The organism is Luteibacter sp. NPDC031894, from assembly GCF_050273135.1.
Taxonomy (GTDB): Bacteria; Pseudomonadota; Gammaproteobacteria; order Xanthomonadales; family Rhodanobacteraceae; genus Luteibacter.
Genome location: NZ_JBNNMV010000004.1, coordinates 328,108 through 353,245, shown reverse-complemented (window position 1 = coordinate 353,245; position 25,138 = coordinate 328,108). Strand labels below are relative to the sequence as shown.

General features: G+C 64.0%; 20 protein-coding genes and 1 pseudogene. 13 read left to right on the top strand and 8 right to left on the bottom strand.

Annotation, left to right across the window (positions count from 1 at the left end; translation table 11 throughout):
- The coding region (locus tag ACQKIE_RS13670) for a hypothetical protein (protein ID WP_427459967.1) at nucleotides 1-184 on the bottom strand (184 nt) is incomplete at its 3' end.
- Between ACQKIE_RS13670 and maiA the strand changes: the two genes are divergently transcribed.
- Entirely contained in the window at nucleotides 183-830 is a 648-nt protein-coding gene (maiA, locus tag ACQKIE_RS13665) for a maleylacetoacetate isomerase (RefSeq protein ID WP_427459949.1), read from the top strand. The two genes, ACQKIE_RS13670 and maiA, sit on opposite strands and share 2 nt — an antisense overlap.
- A 96-nt stretch (nucleotides 831-926) precedes the next feature.
- Here the strand turns inward: maiA and ACQKIE_RS13660 are convergent, their stop codons facing one another.
- Complete coding sequence (locus ACQKIE_RS13660) at nucleotides 927-2,036, bottom strand: PilT/PilU family type 4a pilus ATPase (RefSeq protein WP_427459947.1); 1,110 nt, start codon at nucleotides 2,034-2,036, stop codon at nucleotides 927-929.
- Between the two features lie 94 nt (nucleotides 2,037-2,130).
- On the opposite strand from ACQKIE_RS13660, the gene ACQKIE_RS13655 reads away from it, so the two are divergent.
- The 6 genes and pseudogenes from ACQKIE_RS13655 to ACQKIE_RS13630 all read left to right on the top strand — a co-directional run.
- Nucleotides 2,131-2,655 (top strand): DUF4398 domain-containing protein, encoded by a 525-nt coding sequence (locus ACQKIE_RS13655; protein WP_427459945.1) that lies wholly within the window; start codon nucleotides 2,131-2,133, stop codon nucleotides 2,653-2,655.
- Nucleotides 2,655-3,317 carry a DUF4398 domain-containing protein gene (locus ACQKIE_RS13650; RefSeq protein WP_427459943.1) on the top strand — a complete coding sequence of 221 codons (663 nt, stop codon included), beginning with the start codon at nucleotides 2,655-2,657 and terminating at the stop codon, nucleotides 3,315-3,317. Before ACQKIE_RS13655 ends, ACQKIE_RS13650 begins: the two co-directional genes overlap by 1 nt.
- A gap of 275 nt (nucleotides 3,318-3,592) precedes the next feature.
- Nucleotides 3,593-3,946: a YdcH family protein gene (locus ACQKIE_RS13645; protein WP_427459941.1), complete on the top strand. Its 354-nt coding sequence runs from the start codon at nucleotides 3,593-3,595 to the stop codon at nucleotides 3,944-3,946.
- A 259-nt stretch (nucleotides 3,947-4,205) separates the two neighbouring features.
- Nucleotides 4,206-5,576: a pyridoxal-phosphate dependent enzyme gene (locus ACQKIE_RS13640; protein ID WP_427459939.1), complete on the top strand. Its 1,371-nt coding sequence runs from the start codon at nucleotides 4,206-4,208 to the stop codon at nucleotides 5,574-5,576.
- Between the two features lie 17 nt (nucleotides 5,577-5,593).
- On the top strand, nucleotides 5,594-7,423 hold the full coding sequence (gene glmS, locus ACQKIE_RS13635) for a glutamine--fructose-6-phosphate transaminase (isomerizing) (protein WP_427459937.1): 1,830 nt from the start codon (nucleotides 5,594-5,596) through the stop codon (nucleotides 7,421-7,423).
- Nucleotides 7,420-7,890, top strand: a pseudogene (locus tag ACQKIE_RS13630) (acyltransferase); the annotation flags it as partial. The gene glmS and the pseudogene ACQKIE_RS13630, both read left to right, overlap by 4 nt.
- 26 nt (nucleotides 7,891-7,916) lie before the next feature.
- Here ACQKIE_RS13630 and ACQKIE_RS13625 read toward each other — a convergent pair.
- Nucleotides 7,917-8,882: a glycosyltransferase family 2 protein gene (locus tag ACQKIE_RS13625; protein ID WP_427459935.1), complete on the bottom strand. Its 966-nt coding sequence runs from the start codon at nucleotides 8,880-8,882 to the stop codon at nucleotides 7,917-7,919.
- 120 nt (nucleotides 8,883-9,002) lie between these two features.
- On the opposite strand from ACQKIE_RS13625, the gene ACQKIE_RS13620 reads away from it, so the two are divergent.
- Together ACQKIE_RS13620 and ACQKIE_RS13615 are read left to right on the top strand one after the other, a co-directional pair.
- Nucleotides 9,003-10,604, top strand: a complete 1,602-nt coding sequence (locus tag ACQKIE_RS13620) for a hypothetical protein (protein WP_427459933.1) — start codon at nucleotides 9,003-9,005, stop codon at nucleotides 10,602-10,604.
- Nucleotides 10,605-10,657: 53 nt separating this feature from the next.
- Nucleotides 10,658-12,010 (top strand): phosphomannomutase, encoded by a 1,353-nt coding sequence (locus tag ACQKIE_RS13615; protein WP_427459931.1) that lies wholly within the window; start codon nucleotides 10,658-10,660, stop codon nucleotides 12,008-12,010.
- 27 nt (nucleotides 12,011-12,037) lie between these two features.
- Here the strand turns inward: ACQKIE_RS13615 and ACQKIE_RS13610 are convergent, their stop codons facing one another.
- Genes ACQKIE_RS13610 through rfbB form a run of 5 tightly spaced genes read right to left on the bottom strand, consistent with a single transcriptional unit; the run spans nucleotide 12,038 to nucleotide 16,884 of the window.
- Nucleotides 12,038-13,462, bottom strand: a complete 1,425-nt coding sequence (locus ACQKIE_RS13610; RefSeq protein WP_427459929.1) for a mannose-1-phosphate guanylyltransferase/mannose-6-phosphate isomerase — start codon at nucleotides 13,460-13,462, stop codon at nucleotides 12,038-12,040.
- Between the two features lie 5 nt (nucleotides 13,463-13,467).
- Complete coding sequence (rfbD, locus tag ACQKIE_RS13605) at nucleotides 13,468-14,403, bottom strand: dTDP-4-dehydrorhamnose reductase (protein ID WP_427459927.1); 936 nt, start codon at nucleotides 14,401-14,403, stop codon at nucleotides 13,468-13,470.
- Complete coding sequence (gene rfbC, locus ACQKIE_RS13600) at nucleotides 14,400-14,957, bottom strand: dTDP-4-dehydrorhamnose 3,5-epimerase (RefSeq protein WP_427459925.1); 558 nt, start codon at nucleotides 14,955-14,957, stop codon at nucleotides 14,400-14,402. The genes rfbD and rfbC overlap by 4 nt, the downstream gene beginning before the upstream one ends.
- Nucleotides 14,954-15,838 carry a glucose-1-phosphate thymidylyltransferase RfbA gene (gene rfbA, locus ACQKIE_RS13595; RefSeq protein WP_427459923.1) on the bottom strand — a complete coding sequence of 295 codons (885 nt, stop codon included), beginning with the start codon at nucleotides 15,836-15,838 and terminating at the stop codon, nucleotides 14,954-14,956. The genes rfbC and rfbA overlap by 4 nt, the downstream gene beginning before the upstream one ends.
- On the bottom strand, nucleotides 15,835-16,884 hold the full coding sequence (gene rfbB, locus ACQKIE_RS13590; protein WP_427459921.1) for a dTDP-glucose 4,6-dehydratase: 1,050 nt from the start codon (nucleotides 16,882-16,884) through the stop codon (nucleotides 15,835-15,837). The genes rfbA and rfbB overlap by 4 nt, the downstream gene beginning before the upstream one ends.
- A gap of 162 nt (nucleotides 16,885-17,046) precedes the next feature.
- Here rfbB and ACQKIE_RS13585 point away from each other — a divergent pair, with 162 nt between their 5' ends.
- From ACQKIE_RS13585 to ACQKIE_RS13570, 4 genes are read left to right on the top strand one after another with little or no spacing between them, the layout of a single operon-like run.
- Nucleotides 17,047-18,225, top strand: a complete 1,179-nt coding sequence (locus ACQKIE_RS13585; protein ID WP_427459919.1) for a trans-sulfuration enzyme family protein — start codon at nucleotides 17,047-17,049, stop codon at nucleotides 18,223-18,225.
- Nucleotides 18,222-19,067 (top strand): ABC transporter permease, encoded by an 846-nt coding sequence (locus tag ACQKIE_RS13580; protein ID WP_427459917.1) that lies wholly within the window; start codon nucleotides 18,222-18,224, stop codon nucleotides 19,065-19,067. Before ACQKIE_RS13585 ends, ACQKIE_RS13580 begins: the two co-directional genes overlap by 4 nt.
- Nucleotides 19,057-20,406 carry an ABC transporter ATP-binding protein gene (locus tag ACQKIE_RS13575; protein ID WP_427459915.1) on the top strand — a complete coding sequence of 450 codons (1,350 nt, stop codon included), beginning with the start codon at nucleotides 19,057-19,059 and terminating at the stop codon, nucleotides 20,404-20,406. Before ACQKIE_RS13580 ends, ACQKIE_RS13575 begins: the two co-directional genes overlap by 11 nt.
- Complete coding sequence (locus tag ACQKIE_RS13570) at nucleotides 20,403-25,100, top strand: glycosyltransferase (protein WP_427459913.1); 4,698 nt, start codon at nucleotides 20,403-20,405, stop codon at nucleotides 25,098-25,100. Before ACQKIE_RS13575 ends, ACQKIE_RS13570 begins: the two co-directional genes overlap by 4 nt.
- Nucleotides 25,101-25,138: the final 38 nt, after the last annotated feature.

The window sequence follows — 25,138 nt, the reverse complement described above, 5'->3', positions numbered from 1 at the left end:
CGTGGAACAATTCGCGGCCGATCAACATGCGGCGGATTTCATTCGTGCCCGCGCCGATCTCGTAGAGCTTGGCCCCGCCTTCGCGCGCCAGCGCGCTTCCCACAGCCTTGGCCGCTCTTCCTGGCGTCACAACGGTTGCGATACCTTGTTCTGAGGAATAACCCTCCCGAAGGAAGGCTTGCATGTCCCTCGTTCTCTATACGTACTGGCGCTCCAGTTCCGCGTATCGCGTCCGCATCGTGCTGAACCTGAAGGGGCTCGATTATGAAGCGCGTCCCGTGCACCTCGTCGAAGAGGGCGGGCAACACTTGAAGCCGGATTACCGCGCTCTGTCGCCGCAAGCCCAGCTGCCGACGTTGATCGACGATGGGCGCGTCGTCCGTCAGTCGATGGCGATCCTGGAGTACCTCGACGAAACGCGCCCCGAGCCAGCCCTGATGCCGAAGGACGCGGCGGGGAGGGCGAAGGTGCGCGAGCTCATGCAGGCGGTGGGCACGGATATCCATCCCGTGGGCAACCTCCGCGTGCTGAAGGCCATCGAGGCGGAGTTCGGCGCCGACCAGGCGGTGAAGGAGGCCTGGTCGCGGCGCTGGATCGGGCTCGGCTTCGACGGGCTGGAGAAGTTGTTGGCCGAAGGCGTGGCTGGGCGCTTCAGCTACGGCGACGCGCCGACCCTCGCCGACGCGTGCCTGGTGCCGCAGTACTACAACGCCGTGCGCTGGGGGGTGGACCTGACGCCGTACCCGACAATCCGCCGCGTGGTCGAGGCGTGCCAGGCACTGGCGGCCTTCAAGAAGGCAGCCCCCGAGGCGCAACCGGACGCCCCGTAAAAGCATCGCCGACAGGGTCGGCTCCCACCAGGCTAGCGCGTCCCTGATTCGGCGCGCGCTCGGTGGGAGCCGGCCGTGTCGGCGACGGGTCTTGCCTCAGACCCCGATCCCGTACGGATCGCTCGACGCGAACTCGTTCCCCGACGCGCCTTCCGACAGACGGATCTTCAAGGCCAGTCCATCGCGCGAATCGGCCTTGTTGAGGCATTCCTCGAGCGTGATCTGTCCTTCCTTGTAGAGGCGGTACAGGGACTGGTCGAAGGTCTGCATGCCTTCCTGCAGGCTGCGGTCCATGGCGTCCTTCACCTCGTGGATCTGGCCGCGACGGATCATGTCGCGGATCAACGGGGTGTTGAGGAGGACTTCCGTGGCCGGCATGCGGCGGCCGTCCTTGCCGATGACCAGGCGCTGGCTGATGACTGCGCGCAGGTTCAGGGCGAGGTTCATCAGCACGTTCTTGTGCGCCGACTCCGGGAAGAAGTTGAGGATACGCTCGAGGGTCTGGTCGGCGTTGTTGGAGTGCAGGGTGGCGAGGCAGAGATGGCCCGTCTCCGAGAACGAAATGGCCGCTTCCATCGTGTCGGTGTCGCGGATCTCGCCGATCATGATGACGTCCGGCGCCTCGCGCATCGCGTTCTTCAGCGCCTCGTGGTAGCTGTGCGTATCGAGCCCCACTTCGCGCTGGTTGACGATGGACCGCTTGTGCCGGTGCAGGTACTCGATCGGGTCCTCGATGGTGAGGATGTGACCGGAGCTGTTGCTGTTACGGTGGTCGAGCATGGCCGCCAGGGTGGTGGACTTGCCCGAACCCGTGGCGCCCACGACCAGGATCAGCCCGCGGGGCTCCATGATCAGGTCACGGAAGATGGCCGGAAGGCGAAGCTCCTCGAGGGAGGGGATCTCGCTCTTGATGGCACGGATGACCATGCCGATCTCGCCGCGCTGCTTGAACACGTTGATGCGGAAGCGGCCGGCTTCCTTCACGGCCAGGGCCATGTTCAGTTCGAGGTCCCGCTCGAACTGCGGCACCTGGCCCTCGTCCATCAGGGAGTAGGCGATTTTCTTGACCATGCCGCTCGGCAGGCCGGTGTTTCCGAGCGGGTAAAGCTTGCCCTCCACCTTGATGTTCACCGGGGCGCCGGTCGTCAGGAACATGTCCGACGCGCCCTTGTCCACCATCAGTTTCAGGAAATAACCGATATCCACCTAAACCCCCGGGCAATCGCATTACAATCGAGAAGACGGTCTCACTGACCTGTTATATCGACAATATCTCGCAAATCTGTACGAGGAACGAGTGATGGTGCACAACTTGCAGTCGAAAGCCCTTTCCCGGGGCCGCCGGCTCGTCGGCCTGGCCTCCCTGGCCCTGGCTATCGCCACCCTCGCTGGCTGTGCCAGCGTGCCCCCACCGGACGGTGCCATGAACCAGGCACTCGCCCAGCTGCAGGCTGCGCGCGACGCCGGCGCCGCCGATTATGCGCCGGTCGACCTGGATTACGCGCAGAGCAAGTTCCGTCAGGCCCAGGCCGCCATGGCCAGCCGCAAGTACGAAGAGGCCGCCATGCTGGCCGACGAGTCCCGCGCGGACAGCGAGCTGGCCCGTGCCAAGGCGCGGCTGGGCGCCGCGCGCGCGCAGAACACCGCCAAGAGCAAGGAAAACTCCAGCATGCGCGTGGAGATGATCGACAACCACGCCAACGATACCGTGCCCATTCCGAGCAACGTGCAGGAGTCCGAGACGGTCCTGCCGGAACCCACCGACACCACGCCGCCGCCCGCCGGTGGCGAGACCCAGCCGCTGAACAACCAGGGAGGCCAGTGATGAAGCGCTCAACGATCTTCCTCTCGGCCTTCGTCCTTGCCGTTTCCGCGGGTGCGGCCGTCGCCGCCACCGACGACCTCGATGCCCGCCGCCTCACCTCGAGCCTGGACCAGCTCTCGTCCGACCCCACCCTGGGCGGCTACGCGCAGGCCGAGCAGGCACGCGCCCGCGAGGCGATCAGCCAGATGGCGCAGTTCAAGCCCAAGGAGAAGGAGCACGGCCATTACCTGTATATCGCCGAGCGCCGTGTCGACATCGCCAAGGCGATGGCCCAGTACCAGGATGCGCAGGTAAAGAGTGCTCAGCTGGATCGCGAGCATGACGCCATCCTCCTCGAGGCCAGCCGCCTCGACGCCGAGATGGCCCGTCGCCAGCTCGAGCAGCAGCGCATGCAGAACCAGATGATCCAGGAAGAGGCGGCCCGCCTGCAGCAGCAGGGTGTGGAGTACTCGGAGGCCCTGGAACAGGCGAAGGCCGAGGGCGAGAAGGCCCGGCAGGTCGCCGCCGCCCAGGCCCGCGTGGCCAATGCCGCCAAGAAGCAGGCCGCTCTTGCCGAGGCAGCCGCTCGCGCCATGCGCGACATCAACTCCTCGGACGGTGGGGCACCGGCCTCGACGCCGGCCACGCCGGCCCCGAAGAAGACGAAGAAGGGCGGGCACTAACCGCCCGCCCCCGTCACGGGCCTGCTCGGCTCCCACCGAGCACGTGCCCTGACCATGGCACCCGAGCCCCGGCAAATCGCCGGCGCTGGCCCCGCTTAAGGCGTAAGGGCGCCGATCCACTAGCTCCAAAAACCTCGGCACCTGCCGGGTAAGTCGTTGCGCTAGCAACTATTTTTTAGCGATTTTTTGAGAAGTATCGCTCTTGCGGCTCCCTCGGGAGCGGAGTAGCTTGGACCTCCCGTCACGGAAAAAACACGTGACGGTCCTGCCGGAGCATGCGTACGTTCACCCAGGCACATAGCATCGCCATTCTCCCTGCCGCCGATGCGCGGATGGTGCCCGCATGGCTCCCCTCACGACCGGTCCGCACCGCGGACCGATCCCACCGCGAGGAGATCGATATGTTCGAAAACCAGCAGCATGACGACGTCGAGAAGTTCATCCACGCCGATGCCGAGACTCGCCGTCTTTATTTCCGCCACAAGGAACTCGATTCGAAGCTTGAAGACGCCGGCCGCGGATGCCTGGCGCTAGGCGACGAGGCCCTCACCCAGATGAAGCGGGAAAAGCTGCAGGCCAAGGTGCAACTCCAGCGAATGTGGGACCGCTGGCAGCAATCGCGACACTGACGCCCCACCGGGCCGGATCGAGAAGACGGGCGCTGCGAAGCGCCCGTTTTTTTTAATCGGTCGTCACGATCGGCCAGGCCACGCCTCCACGATCGGCCAGGCCACGCCTCCCTACGGAACCTGCCGGCCAATTCGCAGGTCCATACACCGTTTTGGCTCGGCCGAGAAGCCGGGCATCGGTTCAGTGGCGCACCCTTTATCATGTAGGCCCAATGGGCGCGGTCGAGGGACCGCGCCGGATCAAGACCATGGAGTTCCAATGAGTGTTCACGACAGCGTCCTCGAACTGATCGGCCGCACCCCGATGGTGCGTGCCCAGCACCTGGATACGGGCTGTTGCGAGTTGTTCCTGAAGCTGGAAAGCGCCAACCCGGGCGGCTCGGTCAAGGACCGCATCGGCCGTTCGATGATCGAAGGCGCCGAGCGTGCCGGGAAGATCAAGCCGGGCGACACGCTCGTCGAGGGCACCGCCGGCAACACCGGCCTCGGACTTGCCCTGGTCGCCCAGCAGAAGGGCTACCGGCTGGTCCTGGTCGTGCCCGACAAGATGAGCCGCGAGAAGATCTTCAACCTCAAGGCCATGGGCGCGGAGGTGGTCCTCACGCGCTCGGACGTGGCCAAGGGGCACCCCGAGTACTACCAGGACATGGCCGAGCGCATCGCGCGAGAGACCCCGGGCGCCTACTTCATCAATCAGTTCGGCAATCCCGACAACCCTCTCGCCCATGTGGAAACCACGGGGCCGGAAATCCTCGAGCAGTTGGACGGAAAGGTCGATGCGATCGTCGTCGGCTGCGGCTCGTCCGGCACCATGAGCGGACTTACCGCCTACCTCCGCGAGCATTCGCCGAACACGGAGATCGTCCTGGCCGATCCCGTCGGCTCGATCCTCGCGCAGTACATCAACGAAGGCACCTTGTCCGAGAAGTCGGGCAGCTGGATGGTCGAAGGCATCGGCGAGGATTTCCTGCCGTCGATCAGCGACTTCTCGATGGTGAAGAAGGCGTACGCGATCAGCGACAAGGAAAGCTTCCTGGCCGCGCGCGAACTCCTGGCGAAGGAGGGCGTACTTGGCGGCTCGTCGACGGGAACGCTGCTCTCCGCGGCGTTGAAGTACTGCCGTGAGCAGACGACACCGAAGCGCGTCGTCACCCTCGTCTGCGACACCGGCAACAAGTACCTGTCGAAGATGTACAACGACTACTGGATGCTGGACAACGGCTTCATCGAACGCGAGCAGTTCGGCGACCTGCGTGACCTCATCCTTCGCCCGTACGCGCAGCGCGACACCGTGGTGGTCAAGCCGCAGGACATGCTGATCACCGCCTACAACCGCATGAAGCTGTACGACGTGTCACAGCTGCCCGTGATGGACGGCGATCGCATCGTCGGCATCCTCGACGAGTCCGACGTGCTGCTACACGTGCATGCCGACAGCGCGAAATTCCGCGATCCGGTGTCCACCGCCATGATCGCCTCGCCGGAGATGCTCCAGGTCAAGGCGCCCATCGAGGCGTTGTTGCCGGTGTTCGAAAAAGGTCACGTCGCTATCGTGGTCGATGGGGAGCAGTTCCTCGGGTTGATCACGCGGATCGATCTGCTGAATTACCTGCGTCGCAAAGTCAACTAAGGAACAGGGGAAGCGTCATGTGTGGAATCGTCGCCGCTGTCGCGCAGCGTGATATCGCGCCCATCCTCATCGCCGGGCTCAAGGCCCTGGAGTATCGCGGGTATGACTCCGCGGGCATGGCCATCGCCGACGGCGGGGAGATCCGTCGTGTGCGCGCCAAGGGCAAGGTGCGCGAGATGGAGGCCCTGTATGACGCCGACCCGGTGCCGGGGGGCACGGGCATCGCCCATACCCGCTGGGCCACGCATGGCGTGCCCAGCGAGAAGAACGCGCATCCACACGTGCAGGGCCGTATCGCGATCGTGCATAACGGCATCATCGAGAACTACGCTTCCCTGCGCGATTCCCTGAAGGCCAACGGCCGTGCCTTCCATTCGGAGACCGACACCGAGGTGATGGGTGCCGTCATCGACGAACATGTGAAGGCCGGCAAGCCGCTGCGCGAAGCCGTCACGGCCGCCGTCCGCGAACTCGAAGGCGCCTACGCCATCGCGGTGATGAGCCTCGACGAGCCGGAACGCATCGTCGGCGCCCGCCGCGGCTGCCCCCTGCTGGTCGGCATCGGCATCGGCGAGCACTTCCTCGGTTCCGATGCACAGGCACTCATCAAGGTGACCAACCGGATGATGTACCTCGAGGAGGACGACGTCGTCGAGATCACCCGCGACAGCGTCGCCGTCTTCGGGCTCGACGGCCAACCCGTTGACCGTACCGCGCACGAGAGCGAGATCAGTGCCGACTCGGTGGAGCGGGGCGAGTATCGCCACTACATGCAGAAAGAAATCTTCGAGCAGCCGCGCGCCGTCGCGGATACGCTCGAGGGCCGCATCGGGCCGCATGGCGTGCTGCCGAACATCTTCGGTATCGACGCCGATCCCATCCTCGACAAGACGCGCGGCATCCATATCGTCGCCTGCGGCACCAGCTATCACGCCGGCATGGTGGCGAAGTACTGGATTGAGGAATTGGCCCGCATTCCGGTCGTGGTCGAGGTGGCGAGCGAATACCGCTATCGCGACGTGGTCGTGCCCGAGAACACGCTCTTCGTGGCCGTATCCCAGTCCGGTGAAACGGCCGACACGCTGGCCGCGATGCGCGAATCGCGTCGCCGGGGCTACCTCGCCACCTTCGCCATCTGCAACGTGCCCGAGTCCTCGGTGGTGCGCGAGTCGGACCTCCGCCTGATGACGCGCGCGGGTCCGGAAATCGGCGTCGCCTCGACCAAGGCGTTCACGACCCAGCTTGCCGCTTTCGCACTGCTGGCGCTGGATCTCGGGCGGCGACGGGGGCTGGACAACGCGCGGTACCTCGAGCACTGCAAGGAATTGCAATCGCTGCCCCGCTACATCGAGAACGCCCTGCAGAGCGAACCGGAGATCCTCAAGATCGCCGACCACTTCGCCAACAAGCAGCACGCATTGTTCCTGGGGCGCGGAGCCCAGTTCCCCGTCGCATTGGAAGGCTCCCTGAAGCTCAAGGAGATTTCCTACATCCACGCCGAAGCCTATCCGGCCGGTGAACTGAAGCACGGTCCGCTGGCGCTTGTGGACGAGAACATGCCCATCGTGGCGGTAGCGCCGAACGGGCCGCTGCTGGACAAGTTGAAGTCGAACCTGCAGGAAGTGCGGGCGCGTGGTGGCGAGCTGATCGTATTCGCCGACCAGCGGGCTGAGATGGACGCGGACACGGCACATATCGCCACCGTGCGCGTCGACGGCGGCGGCGACCTGATCGCCCCGGCCGTGTTCACCGTGCCGATGCAGTTGCTGGCTTACCACGTGGCCGTGCAGCGCGGTACCGATGTCGACCAGCCGCGCAACCTGGCGAAGTCGGTTACGGTTGAATGAGTGACGAGCCGTTCATCCATGCGCTGGCCGACGTGCAGACGCTGCACATCGGCCAGCGCACGCGAGTGTGGCAGTTTGTCGTGATTCTCCCCGCCGCCTCGATTGGCGAAGACTGCAACATCTGCTCGCACTGCTTCATCGAGAACGATGTCGTGGTGGGGGACCGGGTGACGGTGAAGAGCGGGGTTCAGCTGTGGGATGGCGTGCGGCTCGAGGACGATGTGTTCGTTGGGCCGAATGTCACGTTTACCAACGACCGTGTTCCGCGGTCGCGCGATCACACGCATCCTTTCCTCCAGACGGTGGCCCGTTCCGGCGCCTCGATCGGTGGCGGCGCGACTATCCTGCCGGGGCTCGAAATCGGTTCCGGAGCCATGGTCGGGGCCGGGGCGGTGGTGACACACGACGTGCCCGAGCGGGCGATCGTCGTTGGTAACCCCGCCCACGTGATCGGCTACACCGACGAAGTGCCACCCGATGACGGTGACACTGTCTAGGACAGGGGATCGCTCGGTTCCACCGGTCCGGGAATCGCCAGGTAGAACAGGCGCTTCAATTCCCTCCGTCCGCGCGTGACGGCGTCCATGATCAGGCCGCACACTAGTGAGATCGCCGCGACTAGCGCGAGTCCGGTGGACAGCAGTGCCGTCGGAAGTCGCGGCACTTCATGTGTCGTGAGGTAGGTGGTCAGCAATGGCGCGGCGATGACGACGCCGACGATGAGGGACAGCGCGCCTATCAGACCGAAGAAGTGCAGGGGCCGTTCCGCGACGAAGAGGCGCAGGATCATCCGCACAATGCGCAGCCCGTCCTTGTATGTCGACAGCTTGCTCTCCGAGCCTTCGGGTCGCGTTGAGTAGGGCGTGTCCATCTCGCTCCACGGCATGCGCAGTTCCAGGGCATGCACCGTCAGTTCCGTTTCTGTTTCGAAACCAGCCGACAGGGCAGGAAACGACTTGACGTAGCGGCGGGTAAAGACGCGGTAGCCGGACAACATGTCCGTGAATGTGCCACCGAATATCATGGCCACACAGCCAGTGAGAATGCGGTTTCCTACCCGATGGCCGCTCCGGTAGGCGCCCACGAGATTGTCGTCCTTGCGGACGCCGACGACCATGTCGGAGCCGTCGCGCAGCAGTCGTTCGATCATCGCGGGAGCACTGGACGCGTCGTAGGTCGCGTCGCCGTCGACAAGGACGTAGATATCCGCATCCACGTCAGCGAACATGCGCCGTACCACATTGCCCTTGCCGCGGAGCCCCACCGTACGCACGGCCGCTCCGGCATCCCGTGCCACGTCAATCGTGCGATCCGTGGACGCGTTGTCGAAAACGTGGACGCGGGCATGCGGCAGGGCGGCCCGGAACTCCTGGATCACGCGTGCGATGGCCAGCTCCTCGTTGAAGCAGGGAATGAGTACGGCGACGTCCGGACCATGGTCGGGGGCAACTGTCTGCATGTGGCGTTCATCCTTCAGCGGGATCGGGCGGTGTGCCTGTCGTGGAGGGCCAGCGCGGCAATCCGGCAATTGTATAATCGCCGGCGCCGCCGCCGGGGCGCGACAGACGAGGGGATCGCCTTGGTTGACTGGAAGGACGCATGGGTGCCGAGGCTGGCCTGGCTGCTGCCGTTGGCGATGTTCCTGGCCCTCGTCCTCCTCCATGCGGACTTGCCAGGCATCTACATGGATGCGGCGAACCCGGACTTCCTCGCGGCGCGCTGGCTGCACCATGGCCATAATCCGGGTGCGGGCATCCCATCGAAAATCTTTCCCATACTCGGCAGCTTCTACCACGGGATGCAGAACGCCTACCTTGGCCTGCCCTTTTTCGCCGTGGCAGGCTTCAGCGTCACGTCGCTTCGGCTCGAACAGGCCGTGTTTGGTGCGATCCTGCTCCTGGCGCTATACCACCTGACCCGCCGGCTCACGTCATCGCGCGGGCTGGCCGTGGCCGTGGGAGTCGGCCTCGCGACCGAACTCGCCTTCACCGCCTCGTTCCGTACACAGTTCTACATTGTCCTCGGCGGAGCGGCATGGTTCATCCTCTCGATGCTGCTGGCACTTCCGGCAGAGCCCGACTCGCGAGTCGTACGCCGGCGAGCTTTCTGGTCAGGTGTCTGTTTCGGCCTCGCCAGCTATGGGTACTTCGTCCTTTCGTTCTTTGCGCCCGCCATGGCTCTCCTGGTCGCATGCTGGATACCTCGCCGCGACTGGGGGCGCTGGGTAGCGGGTGCCGTGGTTGGCGTCAGTCCGTTCCTCCTCGGATTCCTGTCGCTGCTGGCGAAGAAGCACGGCTTGGAACCGACCCTCGAATTCGTGCGGGGGATGCTGGGCCAACTGAAGCCTTTCGAGGCCAGTGGTGCTTCCGGGAATAACCTGGTTTACGCGTGGGACATGATCGGACTGGCGACGAGCGATCTCGCCAACGAGGGCATGATCTTTGGTCAGCGGGTGTCGGGCCTTTGGGGCGCGAGCAAGGCATGGTGGCTGGCTGCGAGTGTCCTCGGTCTGCTCATGATCGGTGTCGTTCGTGCGCTGAGGCACCAGCCACGCGCGACGACGGTGATGCTGCCGGCGTTGATGCCGCTCTCCTTCCTCGCTGTCGCTTCGCTGTTCGGTCATCGCCTCGGAGCCCACCATTTCAGCGTGCTGCTGCCATTCGTTTATCTGTTGCCCGCGTTGCTCCTGGCACAGGCGGCGGCGATGCTTCGCGGATCGAGCCCTCGCGTACGGGTCGCCGCACTCGTGATGCTCACGCTCGGGGTAGTCGGCGGCAACCTGGTCCAGCAGGCCCACTTCCACGGATGGCTGGTCAAGACGGGTGGCCGGGGCCACAGCAGCGATGCGCTGACGACGCTCGCCGTCGAGGCGCGCAGCGTCCCGACGCATGTTGCCTACTTGTTTCCGGAGTGGGGATTCTTCACCTCGTTTGCCTTCCTCACGGGGAATCGCGTGCGTTACAGCGTGGATATCGAGCCCGGCACGATAGAGCACCTCAAGAAAGACGGCATCACGGAATTTCGCCTCGTTTATTGGGATGCAGGCGATGAAGGCCGCTATCGCCGCGCCTTGCAGAACAGCGGTGTATCTTCCGTGGAGCCGCGTACCTTCCTGTCGCGGGAGGGCCAACCCGCCTTTCATTGGTTGCGTGGCTTCGTGGATGGCGGGCCTCAACCTTGAGGGACGGGCCGCGTCCGGTGAGAATGGACCGCTGACTCGCTGGGACAACGCTCATGAAGTGCTTCAAAGCCTACGACATCCGCGGCCGCGTGCCGGACGAACTGAACGAAGACATCGCGTATCGCCTCGGTCGTGCCTTTGCGCGGACGGTGGGGAAGGGGGCCGTCGCCGTCGGCTACGACATCCGGCGTGACAGCCCCGGGCTAGCCGAGGCCCTCGTCCGCGGGCTGAACGACGAAGGTCGCGATGTCGTCGACATCGGACTCTGTGGCACGGAAGAAGTCTATTTCCAGACCTTCCATCGCCAGCTCGCCGGCGGGATCATGGTCACCGCCAGCCACAATCCCATCGACTACAACGGCATGAAGCTGGTGCGCGAGGGCTCGCGACCGATCAGTGGCGACACCGGTCTGCGCGACATCGAGCGCATGGTCGAGGAGAACGTTTTCGGCGAGCCAACGGGCGCGCGCGGAGGCGTGCTCCAGGATCACGACAAGAGTGCCTATATCGAACACCTGCTGGGTTATGTGGACCCCAATGCGTTCACGCCTTTGAAGGTGGTCGTAAACGCAGGAAACGGCGGCGCGGGCCAGATCGTCGACCTGCTCGAGGCACACCTTCCATTGCGGTTCGTGCGCGTGAACCACGAGCCGGACGGCAGCTTCCCGAATGGCATCCCCAACCCTCTCCTGCCTGAGAACCGTTCGGTCACGGCCGATGCCGTGCGGGAACACGGCGCCGACTTTGGCATCGCCTGGGACGGCGATTTCGATCGCTGTTTCCTATTCGACGCTCGCGGCGAGTTCATCGAGGGCTATTACATCGTCGGCCTGCTGGCTGCGCAGATCCTGGAGAAGCACCCGGGCGCGAAGATCATTCACGATCCGCGGCTGACCTGGAACACGATCGACATGGTGGAGGAGGCGGGTGGCATCCCCATCGAAAGCAAGACGGGCCACGCATTCATCAAGGAGCGGATGCGTGCGGAGGACGCGATCTACGGCGGCGAGATGAGCGCGCATCATTACTTCCGCGAGTTCGCCTACTGCGACTCGGGAATGATCCCCTGGCTGCTCGTGGCCGAGCGTTTGTCGCGGACAGGTGTCAGCCTCGCGGACATGCTGGCCGAGCGCATGGTCGCGTATCCGTGCAGCGGCGAGATCAATTTCGTCGTGGATGACGCGAAGGCGGCGGTGGCGCGCGTCCTCGCCTACTACGAGAACGATGCGCCTGCGCTGGAGTACGTAGATGGCACCAGCGCCGACTTCGGTGCGTGGCGCTTCAACCTGCGCTCGTCGAACACGGAGCCCCTTCTTCGCCTGAATGTGGAGTCCCGCGGCGATACTGCGCTAATGAAGGCCAAGACGGCCGAACTGGCAGGCATCATCGATGGCCGCGGAGGCTAAGAGCTTTCCGCCAGGTTGGGCACCGGATTAACCGACGGTGCCCGCCCGCCCGTAGACGTCGTCGAACCTCACGATATCGTCTTCACCCAGGTAGCTCCCCGACTGCACTTCGATGAGTTCCACGGGCACCTTACCGGGATTGCGCAGGCGATGCTTGCTGCCCAGCGGTAGGTACGTGCTTTGGTTCTCGGCGAGCAGGAACACCTTATCGTCGCAGGTAACCTCCGCGACGCCCTTGACCACGATCCAGTGTTCCGCGCGATGGTGGTGCATCTGCAGGCTGAGGGCCGCACCCGGCTTGACCACGATCCGCTTCACCTGAAACCGCTCGCCGTTCTCCAGGGAGTCGTACAAACCCCAGGGGCGGCGAACCACGCGATGCAGATCGTGCTCGGTCCGGCCGGCGGCCTTGATCTCGTCGACGATGCGCTTGACGTCCTGCGAGGCGTCGCGTCGCGCGACAAGCGTGGCGTCGGGCGTCGTGACGATCACGACATCGTCCAGCCCCACGGTGGCCACGAGGTGCCGGTCGTGCGAACGGATCAGGGAGCCGTGCGTGTCGATCGTGATGACGTCGCCTTCGTTATGGTTGCCGTTGGCGTCCTTCTCAGCGGCCATCCACAGAGCGTCCCAGGAGCCGATATCGCTCCAGCCGCAGCTCACCGGAACGACCGCGGCGCGCGACGTTTTCTCCATGACGGTGTAGTCGATGGAATCGCTCGGCGAGGCGGCGAAGGCTTCCGTGTCGAGACGAACGAAATCGAGGTCGACGTTGGCGCGCTCATAGGCGGCACGTGCGGCTTCGAGCATCGCCGGCGCGTGTTGAGCCAGCTCGTCCAAATAGCGAGAGGCACGGAACAGGAACATGCCGGAGTTCCAGTCAAACTTGCCGCTGGACACATATCCTTCCGCCACGCCCAACTGCGGCTTCTCGACGAACTGGCTCACGCGGAAGCCCTGCTGGCCGATCGGCTCGCCACGCTGGATATAACCGAAGCCGGTTTCCGGTCGCTCCGGCCGGATCCCGAAGGTCACCAGCCAGTCCTGCTCAGCCAGCGGGCGGGCCTTGGCCACGGCGTCTGAGAACGAGCCGTCGTCCCCGATCAGGTGGTCCGCAGGCAAGACGAGGATCAATGCGTCCGCCGACCGCTCGAGCGCGCGCAGGGCGCCCACGGCGATCGCGGGGGCGGTGTTCCGCGCCACGGGTTCAAGCAGGATGCTGGCCCCGTCCACCTGGAGCTCCTGCAACTGCTCGGCCGCCAGGAAGCGGTGGTCGTCGCTCGCCACGATAATCGGCGCGCCCGTGTCGGGCAATTTGCTTGCCCGGCGGATCGTCTGCTGGAACAGCGTCTCGCTACCCGTGAGCGTCAGAAACTGCTTAGGCAGGTTGCGCCGTGAGATCGGCCACAGGCGCGTGCCGCTGCCGCCGCTGAGGATGAGGGGAATGAGCATGGCCGTTATTCCGCGTGTTCGGAGAGGAGGGTCAAGACGTCATCTACGCCTGTCTGCCACGCCGGGACGTCGAAGCCGAACGTTCGAGCGAAGCGCCCGGTGGCGAGGACCGAATAGGCGGGACGGCGCGCCGGGGTAGGAAAGTCCGCCGTGGCAATGGGTGTGATCTTCGGCAAGCGGGGCAGTAATCCCTGTTCCGCGGCCCGGCGTAGCAGATATTCGGCAAAGCCGTGCCAGGTGGTTTCACCATTCGCGGTCAGGTGGTACGTACCCTGCAGTTCGGCCCGTCTCGCCGCATCCCGGGCCAGCCAGGCGTCGATGGCACCGAGCGTGGCCGCCACGATGAGCGAAGTGCTGGTCGGCGTGCCCCGCTGGTCGGCGACGATGCGCAGTTCCCCGCGCTCCGCACCGAGCCTGAGCATGGTGCGCAGGAAGTTGTTGCCCACGGACGAATACACCCAGGCCGTGCGGAAGATGTAATGCGGCGCCCCGCTGCGCCGCAGCGCGTCTTCGCCGGCCAGCTTGCTGCGGCCGTAAGCACTGGCCGGGCTGGTCGGCGCGTCCTCGGTATAGGGGCTACTCGCACCGCCATCGAAGACGTAGTCCGTCGAGTAGTGGACCACCAGAGCGCCATGCCGTGCCGCCCATGCTCCCAGGACGGCGAGTGCGTCGCCGTTGATTCGCTCGGCTATCGCCGCTTCCGTTTCGGCCTTGTCTACCGCGGTATAGGCGGCGGCGTTCACGATGACGTCGGGACGCTCCGCTTCCAGCAGCGGAATGAGGGAATCGGGTTGTGCAAGGTCGGCGACGAGCGCGGATTCGCCGCCGGCAAGCAGCCCGTCGCGGCTCGCCGCAACGACCACGCCCCGGCGGGCGAGGCCCCCGTCGGTGAGGAACGTGCGGCCGAGTTGCCCCGTCGCGCCCAGCACGAGGAATTTCACGGGAGGTACTCCGGGAGGCGCTCCTGGGCGACGTCGGACAGCACGGGTGCCTTGATGTCCTTATCCGAGAGTATCGGCGCGCTTATCGGCCAGTCGATGGCCAATGACGGGTCGTTCCAGGCGACGCCCGCGTCCGCGGCCCCGTCGTACAGCTCCGTGCACTGGTACGAGAACGTGGCGAAGTCGGAAACGACGCAAAACCCATGGGCGAAACCCTCTGGGATCCAGAAATGTCGGTGGTTTTCCGCCGTGAGCATGGCGGCGGCCCATTGCCCGAAGGTCGGCGAGCCGCGGCGAATGTCGACGGCGACGTCGTAGACCTCGCCCTCGAGCACGCTAACCAGCTTTCCCTGCGGTCGCGGCCACTGGTAATGAAGCCCACGCAGCACGCCTCGCGACGATCGAGACACGTTGGACTGGACGAAGCGCCGGTCGATGCCCAGGTCGTGAAAGGCCTTCTCGTTATAACTCTCGTAAAAGAAACCGCGCGAATCGCCGAAAACCCTGGGCTCGATCACGAGCACGCCGGGCAGGGATGTCTGGGTGCACTTCATTTAACGAGACCGTGTCCGACGAGGTTCTGGAGGTACTCGCCGTACCCGGTCTTGGCGAGCGGCTTCGCCAGGTTGAGCACCTGCTCTGCGTCGATCCACTTGTTGTAGAAAGCGATTTCTTCCGGGCAGCAGACCTTCAGGCCCTGGCGGTTTTCGATCGTCTCGATGTAGTTGCCGGCTTCCATGAGCGATGCATGGGTTCCGGTATCCAGCCACGCGAAACCGCGACCGAGCTGCTCGAGCATCAAGGATCCGTCCTCGAGATAGCAGCGGTTGAGGTCGGTGATTTCCAGTTCGCCACGTGGCGACGGCTTAAGGCTGGCGGCGAAATCGCATGCGCGACCGTCGTAGAAATAGAGGCCGGTCACCGCGTAGTTCGACTTCGGCTTCGCTGGCTTTTCCTCCAGGCCGACCACGCGCCCCTCGCCGTCGAATTCGGCGACGCCGTAACGTTCCGGGTCACGTACCCAGTAGCCGAAGACGGTAGCGCCCGTGGGACGGGACGCCGCACGCTTCAGCCGTTCGGTCAGCCCTTCGCCATAGAAGATGTTGTCGCCGAGCACGAGGCAGCTCGGTTGGCCGGCGATGAAGTCGCGGCCGATGAGGAACGCCTGGGCGAGGCCATCCGGCGACGGTTGCACGGCGTAGGAGATATCAATGCCCCATTGCGAGCCGTCGCCGAGCAGGCGCTGGAACAGGGCCTGCTCGTGTGGTGTGTTGATGATCAGTACATCGCGAATGCCCGCGAGCATCAAGGTCGCCAGCGGGTAATAGATCATCGGCTTGTCGTACACAGGGAGCAGCTGCTTGCTGACGGCCTGGGTGATGGGATAAAGCCGGGTGCCGGAACCGCCGGCGAGGATGATGCCCTTGGTCGTCATGCGCCCAGGCGCTCCATGCGGTAGCTGCCGTCGAGGATCGATGTCACCCATGGCTGGTTGTCGAGGTACCAGGCCACTGTCGCTTCGATGCCGGACTCGAAGGTCTCCGTCGGCGACCAGCCGAGTTCGTCCTTCAGTTTGCTCGCGTCGATGGCGTACCGGCGGTCGTGGCCAGGCCGATCACGTACGAAGGTGATGAGCGACTCCCTGGACTGCCCACCCGCCAACGGCATGCGCTCGTCGAGGATGCGGCAGATCGTCTTCACGACGTGGATGTTCTCTCGCTCGGCGTTACCGCCGACATTGTAAGTCTCGCCGACGCGGCCACGATCGAGCACGCGGCGGATCGCCGAGCAGTGATCAACCACGAAGAGCCAGTCACGGACGTTCCTGCCATCGCCATAGACGGGGAGTGACTCCCCCTTCAATGCCTTCTGGATGGTGAGCGGAATCAGCTTTTCGGGGAACTGGAACGGGCCGTAGTTGTTCGAGCAGTTCGTGGTGAGGACGGGCAGGCCGTAGGTGTGGTGGAAGGCCCGGACCAGGTGGTCGGACGCGGCTTTGCTGGCGGAGTACGGCGAATTCGGCGCATACGGCGTCGTTTCGGTGAATTTGCCGTCCGCGCCGAGGGAGCCGTAGACCTCGTCAGTCGACACGTGCAGGAAGCGGAACGCCTCCTTCTCCGCGCCTTCGAGCGCGCGCCAGAAGTCCCTGGCCTCCTCGAGCAGGCCGAGGGTGCCGACCACATTCGTCTCCACGAACGCAGCCGGACCGTCGATGGAACGGTCGACGTGCGATTCGGCGGCGAAATTGACGATCGCATCAGGCCGGTGCTCGGCCATGAGGCGGCCGACCAGTGCGCGGTCGCCGATGTCGCCCTGCACGAAGACATGCCGGTCGTTACCTTCCAGGGATGCCAGCGTGCCAAGGTTGCCCGCATAGGTCAGCTTGTCGAGGTTCACGACCCGCAATCCGTCGGCAATGGCCTGGAGTACGAAATTGGCGCCGATGAAGCCGGCTCCGCCCGTCACCAACAGTGTTTTCATAGAACCTCTGGTCGTCCGTATTCGTGTTCATGACTGCGAGGGTACGCTTGCGTAGCCTGTGGGCTCTCGCGCCCGCAGCGTATAGGGCGTCAAGTGTAATATGTAGCGCCGTTTGCGAGGGATCGCGATTGAACGGTGTATGAATCCAAGAGATAAATTCCTGTGAAGACAATCGGTTACGCAAAGAACGCTCGCTCCGCCCATGGACTTGGCACCCGCGCGATCCATGCGGGGCAATCGCCGGATCCGTCGACCGGCGCGATCATGACGCCGATCTACGCCACCTCGACCTACGTGCAGGCCAGCCCGGGCAAGCACCAGGGCTACGAGTACTCGCGTACACAGAACCCCACGCGGATGGCATACGAGGCTTGCGTTGCCTCGCTCGAGGGGGGCGTTGCAGGGTTCGCCTTCGCTTCCGGACTCGCCGCAGCCTCCACGACGCTCGAACTGCTCGACGCCGGCAGCCACGTGATCGCCATGAACGATCTCTACGGCGGCACCTACCGGCTCTTCGAGCGGGTACGCCGCCGTACCGCCGGCCTCGAGTTCGACTTCATCGACCTCAATGACCCCGCAGCCCTCAAGGCCGCGCTGAAGCCGAATACGCGGATGATCTGGGCGGAAACGCCGACCAATCCGATGCTTCAGCTTGTCGATCTGGCCAAGGTGTCCGCTTTCGCGAAGAAGCACGGACTGATCCTCGTCGTCGACAATACCTTCTGCTCGCCGATGCTGCAGCGTCCCATCGAGTACGGAGCCGACCTCGTGCTCCACTCTGCCACGAAGTACCTAAATGGGCATTCCGACATTGTCGGCGGCATTGTCGTGGCGGCGAACGAGGCACTGGCGGAGCAGATGGGCTTCCTGCAGAACTCGATCGGCGCCGTGGCCGGGCCATTCGACGCGTTCCTCGCGATGCGCGGCCTGAAAACCCTGCACCTGCGCATGCGCCAGCACTGCGAGAGTGCGCTTGCGCTCGCCGCTTGGCTGGAAAAGCACAAGGCGGTGGAACGGGTGATCTACCCAGGCCTGCGCAGCCATCCGCAACATGCCCTCGCGCGCAAGCAGATGGACGGCTTCGGCGGCATCATTTCGGTGGAGGTCAAAGGCGGCAAGGCGCGCGCGAAGCGCGTCCTGGAGCGTTGCGAACTCTTTGCGCTAGCCGAGTCGCTCGGTGGCGTGGAAAGCCTCATCGAGCATCCGGGCATCATGACCCATGCGTCCATTCCGCCTGCCACGCGCAAGCGCCTGGGTATCTCGGATGGCCTTATCCGCCTGTCTGTCGGCGTCGAAGACCTTGCCGACCTCCGCAACGAACTCGAGTCTGTCCTGGCATGACGGGTGTCCCAGTCAGGGCGGCTGCGCTGCGCATCCCCCTGCATCCGCTGGGGCCCTACGTGTCACTGGCACGGCACGGCAGGCTCGTATGGGAGCTGTCCAAGCGCGATGTATCGGGCCGTTACCGCGGCTCGATGGGTGGCATGTTCTGGGCCTTCCTCAATCCGCTGCTGATGCTGGCGATCTATTCGTTTGTCTTCGGCTACATCTTCAAGTCGCGCTGGACCGCCGCGGAATCCGGCCATGTGAATTTCGCCATCATCCTGTTCATCGGCCTGATCATCAGCAACTTCTTCTCGGAGTGCCTCAATCGCGCGCCGGTGCTCATCACGGCAAACCCGAACTACGTGAAGAAAGTCATCTTCCCGCTCGAAACCCTTTCCTGGGTAACGGTGGGTACGGGCCTGTTCCATGCCTTGATCAGCACGATCGTCCTCATCGTCGCGCTGGTCGCGACGGGTACTGCCGTGTCGCCGCTCGCCGCGCTTTTTCCACTGGCACTGCTGGTCTTCTTGCCCATGGTCGCCGGCGTGACGTGGCTGTTCTCAGCGATTGGCGTGTACTTCCGGGACACGCAGCAGATCATGCAGGTCCTGACGACGTGTCTCGTTTTCCTCGCCCCGATCTTCTATCCGCGTAGCAGCCTCCCGGAGCAGTACCGGTGGCTGCTCTCGCTCAACCCGCTGACCTTCGTCGTCGAGACGTCGCGCGACCTCATCCTCTGGGGCCGGCTGCCCAGCGCCACCTCCGCCCTGACCTACCTCGTGGTGTCCCTGCTGGTTGCGTGGCTCGGCTGGCTGGTCTTCAATGCAACGCGCAAGGGGTTTGCCGATGTCATCTGACGATTTCGTCATTGACGTCCGCAACGTCAGCAAACGCTACGAGATCTACGCCAAGCCCGCCGACAGGCTGAAGCAAATGCTGGCGTCAGGCGTCCGTCGCGTGCTGCCGGGGGGTGAAGTCCGCTATTTCAGGGAGTTCTGGGCGCTTCACGATATATCCCTGCATGTGCGTCGGGGCGAGTGCGTGGCGATCATCGGCCGGAACGGTTCGGGGAAGTCCACGCTGTTGCAGATCATTGCGGGCACGGTGTCTCCCACGTCGGGATCGGCATCCGTCGCGGGACGGATCGCCGCGCTGCTCGAACTCGGTTCCGGCTTCAATCCCGAGTTCACCGGCATCGAGAACGTCTACCTCAACGCGTCGCTGCTCGGGCTCTCGCGGGAAGACGTTGATGCCCGATTGGACGACATCCTCGCCTTTGCCGACATCGGCGAATTCGTGCACCAGCCGGTCAAGACGTATTCCAGCGGCATGACCGTACGGCTTGCGTTCGCCGTGCAGGCACAGATCGACCCGGACGTGCTCATCGTCGACGAGGCCCTGGCCGTGGGCGATGCCCGCTTTCAGGCGAAGTGCTTTGGCCGCCTCAAGGCGTTACGTGAGCAGGGCACCTCCATTCTCCTGGTGACGCACTCCACGGAGCAGGTGGTGACGCATTGCGATCGCGCGATCCTCATCGAGCGGGGAGAGAAACTGGACGACGGAGAGCCGCGGCCCGTGGTGAACCGTTACCTCGACCTTCTCTATGGCAGGCAGCGAATCGCTCCCATTGCCCGAGGGGTGGAGCACGCGGGCGACGCACCGGTCAACGACCAACTGGGCGGCTTCGATCCATTGTTTGGCGAGCGCCACGACCCGATGTTCGACCAGCGCCCGGCCTACAACCAGTACGAGCATCGCTGGGGCGACGGCTGCGCCGAGATTATGGATTTCGCCGTGTTCTCGGGCGACGAGGCATTCCCGCCCGTCATCCGCTCCGGCAGTGAGGTTGCGCTTTACGTGCGTTATCGATTCAAGGCGGACATCCTTCGGCCGATCCTCGGCATCACCCTGAAGACCAAGGAAGGCCTGACCGTCTATGGCACGAATACTGAAATGGCGCTCATGGACGAAGCATTCCCTTCCGGGGAAGCCGGGCGCTCGGGCGTGGCACTGTGCAAGTTCAGCCTCCGCTGCGCACCGGGGGACTACTTCATCTCCGTCGGCATCGCCAGCCGCGATGGCTCGGGCGAAGCCGTGCCGCATGACCGCCGATATGATTCCATCCACGTCTGCGTCGAGCCCGACATCCCGTTCGTCGGTCTCGCGGATTTGGGTGCCAGGCTGGAATTCCTATGAACGCGCCTAACGATCAGATGCTGTCCCTTGCCGCGTACCGCTACGACGGCGATTCCCTGTGCTGGCTGCGCAAGGACGCCGTCCACGATTGGGCCTACTCCGACGGCGAGGCCGTCGAGGAGAACCTGTACCGCCTTGTGGCCGACTGTTCGGATCGGTCGGTCCTGTCCGCAGAGCTCGCGGAAAAAATCACCGATTGGCCGACACGCTATTACTTCAGTTCGCGCCGCGCAAACTTGCTTCGGCCGCTCGAGGAGATGCTTCGCGGGGACGTCCTGGAGATCGGCGCCGGGTGCGGCGCGATCACGCGCTACCTGGGCGAGACCGCACGTTCGGTTGTAGCGATCGAGCCGTCACCACGACGCGCTCGCGTCGCGGCGAAGCGCTGCGAGGATCTGCCTGGCGTGCAGGTGGTGGTCGACAACCTTGAGGCGTTCGACACGTCGGCGAAGTTCGACGTGGTAACGCTTATCGGCGTTCTAGAATATGCGGAGCGTTTCGCCAACCGTCCCGACGCTGCATCGCACTGGCTGCGCTGCGCGCGCGCCCTGTTGAAACCAGGCGGCGTGCTGCTCGTCGCGATTGAGAACCAGCTCGGCCTGAAATACTTTGCCGGCGCGCCAGAGGACCACCTGGGCCGGCCGATGCTTGGGCTGGCCGACCTCTACGGGACGAGCGGCGCACGCACCTATGGCCGTGCGTCATTGGAAGGCCTTCTGGTTGATGCGGGTTTCGCCGAGACCGCATTCGCCCTTCCGTTCCCCGACTACAAGCTGCCCACGTCAGTGTTGCTGGCACGCGGAAACGATGCGATGCCTGGGTTCGACGGTGGCGCGGCGTTGGCCGCCGCCAGCGTGACCAAGGACCCGCAGATCGGTCGTCCGCCACTCTTCGCCTTGGACCGCGCCTGGCACGTGGTGGCGGAAAATGACCTGCTCACCGAGGTGAGCAACTCATTTCTCGCTGTGGCGCATACGTCGAAGACCAGCGCACCATTCGGCCGTAGCAATACGAACATTTCGGGATACCACTTCTCCACCGAACGCTCGCCAATGTTCGCGAAGCTCGCGACGTTCGAGCACGGCGACGGTGGGGCATGGGTGCGCCGGCGGTTCCTGATGGACGCGGCGTCCCGTGAGAACGCCAGTGTCGAATGCAATCCCGGGGACGAAGCATACGTGCATGGCGAGGCGATCACGGCGGATCTCCACGAGTTGCTTCTCCAGGACGGCTGGCGTATCGAGGATGTGGGAGCTTGGACCCGACGGTGGCTCGATGCAGTCGCCATGCACGTTGGCATCGACCTTGAGACGTTGCGCCGCTCGTCATACAGCGCCGAAGTGATGCTGCCTGGTGACGCCATCGACCTCGTGCCGCACAACCTGGTCCAAGACGCGTCCGGTGAACCTCGCTTCATCGATCTTGAGTGGCGCACTCCGAATCTGCTGCCGCTCGGTTATGTCGCCTTCCGCGGTCTGCTGGAAGTCGTGAGCGGCTGCGTGTCGGTCGCGCGGCCCTACGACGAGCGGCACGCAGGTGTCGATCAGTTCATCGCCGATGCGATGCGCCATTGTGGCAGCGAACTTTTGCCCCTGGATACGGATCTCGAGCGATACATCGACATGGAGCGTCGGTTCCAGCGGGCTGTGTCGGGCCGTGAGCCCGAGCTTTCCCTCGAAACATATCGCGCGTCGCGCCTGCCGATCTCGCTTGCCAGCCAGGTGGAAGGGGCGCTGTCTCCCGCGCAGTCGGAATCCCGGGAGCTTGCCGAGCATCTCACCAATCTTCAGCAGCACCATGACGACCTGCTTGCCGAGCACGATAAGGTGGCCGAGTGGGCGCACGGTATCGACGGCGAGCTTCGCGAATTACATGAGCGCTATGCGAATCTGGTGAGAGAGCACGAAGAGGTTTCCGGATGGGCGAAGGGCCTGGACGATCAGGTCCAGGTGGCGACCGAGCGCCTGGACGCACTGGTCCAGCTGGCCGAGGACGATGGTGACGTCCAGACGGCGACGCTTGGCGCGTACATGGTGGAAGTCACCACCTTGCGGCGGAACTACGGACTGGCGAAGCGGCGCGCGGATCGACTCGCGGCTGACCTTGCTGCCATCGAACGAAGCGTCCACTCCAGTTCGGAAGCCACCGGCGAGCTGCGCGTCCAGGTCGGATCGGCTGAAGCGCGCATCCATGAGCTATCCACGGAGAACGAGACGCTCCAGGTTTCCCTCGGCGAAGCGCGGGAGCGTCTCCATGGCCTGGAGCGGGAGCTGAGTCGGCTTCGCCGCACGTTGACGAGCGCGCAGCCCCAAGCGGCTGCCGAAGATACCTCGAATCCCCTGGACACCCTGGCCCCGGAGCATCTGCATGCGTTGCAGGCCGAGTTGGCGAACGCGACAGCACAGGCCAACTCGGCACGCTCGCGTGAGAAGCGCACGGCGGAAGACCTTGCCGCGGCGCTCGCCCGCCTTGGCGAGGTCGAGCGGCAGCTTGCTTCCACACGAGCACAGTTGGATGTCGTGGTTCAATCGCAATCGTGGCGCCTGACGCGCCCCCTGCGCTTCGGCATGCGGATCCTGCGTGGGGATTGGGCCGGGCTTACGGAGTCCCTGCGCGGTCGCGCCTGGACCCAATCCAGGGCGCTGGGCATCATACGAGGACCTGCGAAACGTTTCCTCATGCGCCGATCCGCAGCAATCGCACCGCCGCCCGGCCTCATCGGCACGGAGAACGTGGATCCGCGCCAGTTGCTCGAGGGCGTGGCTTTTCCAGTGGTCGAGTCGCCGGTTGTGAGCATCATCATTCCCGCCTACGGCCGACTGGATCACACAGGTGCGTGTGTTCGCTCGATCTTCGACCACCTGCCGGCCGTGCCGGTGGAGGTCATCGTGGCGGAGGATGCTTCCGGCGATACGGAAATCGGTGAACTGGCGAAGGTGCCGGGGCTGCGGTACTACGAGAACCCCGTCAACCTGGGCTTCCTGCGTTCCTGCAATCACGCCGCGAAGCAGGCGAAAGGACAGTACGTCTACTTCCTCAACAACGACACCCAGGTCACGGCCGGCTGGATGGATGCGTTGGTCGACACCATCCGCCGCTGGCCGAAGTGCGGCATGGTCGGGTCCAAACTGGTGTACCCCGACGGTCGTCAGCAAGAGGCCGGCGGCATTGTGTGGAAAGACGCCAGCGCGTGGAACTACGGTCGCCTCGATGATCCTTCGCGTAGCATCTACAACTACACGCGGGAGACTGACTACATCTCGGGCGCGTCTATCTTGCTCGAGCGAAGCCTGTGGGAGTCGTTCGGCGGCTTTGATGAGTTGTACCTGCCGGCGTACTTCGAAGACACCGATCTCGCGTTCAAGGTTCGCGCGGCCGGTCTGCAAGTAGTGTACGAACCAAAGTCGGTGGTTGTGCACTTCGAGGGCGTGTCCCACGGCACGGATACGGGGACAGGCATCAAGGCTTACCAGGTCGAGAATCAGAAGAAGTTTCGGGAGCGTTGGAAGGAAGTACTGCAACGCGACCATCTCGACAATGCGGACAGACCGTTCCTTGCCCGGGAACGTAGCCAACTCCGAAAGATCGTGCTTGTGATCGACCACTATATCCCGCAGCCCGATAGAGACGCCGGTTCCCGCGCCATCTACCAATTGCTCATGCTTCTGGTCCGCAACGGCTACTCGGTGAAATTATGGCCGGAGAATCTCTGGCACGATGCTCAGTATGCGCGACCCCTACAGGACGCAGGTGTGGAGGTTCTGTATGGCGGAGAGTACGTGGGGCAGTTTGAACGGTGGATTCGCGACAACGGTGGCGAAATAGACGCAGTCATCTTTAGCCGCCCGCATGTGAGCGTAAATTTCATCGATGCGGTCGCGGCGCACAGCAACGCGCGACGTCTTTATTATGGCCACGACATCCATCACCTCCGCTTGGCTGAGGAACTCAAGGTCCGCCCATCGGAAGAGGTCAGGATGGACATGGAGCGATTCCGTGCCATGGAGGAATCGCTATGGTCACGGATGGATGCCATCTACTATCCCTCGAGCCTCGAAACCGAGTACGTGAATAAGTGGGCGGCCGACAGGCATGCCGATATCAACGCGTTCACGATTCCCCTTTATGCCTACGATGGCGTTCCTGAGGGGGCGCGGGATAATCTGGCAGATCGAGAGGGGATTCTCTTCGTCGCCGGATTTGGTCACCCGCCGAACGTGGATGGTGCGGCTTGGTTCGTAAACAGCGTGCTCCCGCACGTACGCCGTGCGTACCCCGGCATACGCGTCACGCTAGCCGGATCGAATCCGTCTGATGATGTGCTGGCATTGGCGAACGACGGCATTGTCGTGACAGGGTTTGTCAGCGACGACGTCCTTGCTTCGCTTTACCGCGCGTCGCGAGTTGCGATCGCCCCATTGCGTTTCGGCGGGGGCATGAAAGGTAAGGTGCTCGAAGCCATGCGTAACGGATTGCCACTGGTGACTACGTCAACCGGGTTGCAAGGATTGGCTGATGCCGCTGACTTCACGTTTGCGAGCGACGATGCCGAAGCATTCGCGGCGGATGTGCTTCGACTGCTAAACGACGATGTCGAATGGTTAAAGCGCTCGGCTGCGGGGCAGGAATTCATCTGTCGCCGATTCTCGACCAAGGCGGTGTATGCCGTCATTGGCCAGGGGCTGGGCAGTTAGGTAACGTATTGAAGGAAGGCACTCCCGGCGGCGAATCT